Origin of the sequence: Paraprevotella clara YIT 11840 (assembly GCF_000233955.1) — a bacterium.
GTDB classification, from domain to species: domain Bacteria; phylum Bacteroidota; class Bacteroidia; order Bacteroidales; family Bacteroidaceae; genus Paraprevotella; species Paraprevotella clara.
The window spans coordinates 1-837 of record NZ_JH376674.1 but is presented as its reverse complement, the minus strand read 5'-3'; the positions used below and the strand labels follow the sequence as shown (position 1 = coordinate 837).

The window sequence follows — 837 nt, the reverse complement described above, 5'->3', positions numbered from 1 at the left end:
TGATTTCTTCTTTGGAAGAGTTGGCAGAAGGACAATTCAGAGAAGTAATTACTGACCCTATAGCTGATGCTAATAAGGTGAAACGAGTAGTATTCTGTTCAGGACGTTTTTACTACGATCTTTATGCAGAACGCGAAAAGTTAGGGCGTGATGATATAGCTTTGGTGCGTATAGAGCAATTGTTCCCTTTACCAGTAGAGCAACTCAAAGAAGTAGTAGCTAAATATATTAATGCTACTGATTTTGTGTGGGCGCAAGAAGAACCTAAGAATATGGGGGCTTATGGCTATATATTAATGAATTTTGACTTGGTAAAATGGCGTTATGTTGGTACGCCAGCCTATGCAGCTCCTGCTTCTGGTAGCCATACTCGCGATCGCAAACGCCATAATGAAGTAATAGCCAAAGTGTTTGAATAGTTTAAAATTTTAATAATATGAAAAAGATTATTACATTAGTACTGCTAGTGGCTACTTATATAGTTTCGGCACAGCAAATGCCAAATATTAAGTGTGCTTCTGCCCGAAATGCCCAACAACCTTTGTGGGTAGTAAATGATGTAGTGCTTACTGATGAAAAAGTGAGTAGTATAGTGCAAAAATCTCTTAAGTCAGATGATATTGAGAGTATAAATGTACTAAAAGGCGCAAGTGCTGTGGCTATATATGGTAATAAAGCTCAGAGAGGTGCTATTGTCGTCACTCTAAAAAAAAGTAATGATACTAGTAGCAACGATAAAACTGTAGGATCATTATCAGTAACGGGAGTGCCTTCTAATACTGACCTTTTGGTGATAGTAGATGGCAAAGAAATGTATGCTACTGAAGCAACAAATTT

General features: G+C 37.4%; 1 protein-coding gene and 1 pseudogene. Both read left to right on the top strand.

The genetic code is table 11. From position 1 onward, the window contains the following. Positions 1 to 419, top strand: a pseudogene (locus HMPREF9441_RS17010) (hypothetical protein); the annotation flags it as partial. 17 nt (positions 420 to 436) lie between these two features. Continuing rightward, the coding region (locus HMPREF9441_RS17005; protein WP_008623349.1) for a TonB-dependent receptor plug domain-containing protein at positions 437 to 837 on the top strand (401 nt) is incomplete at its 3' end.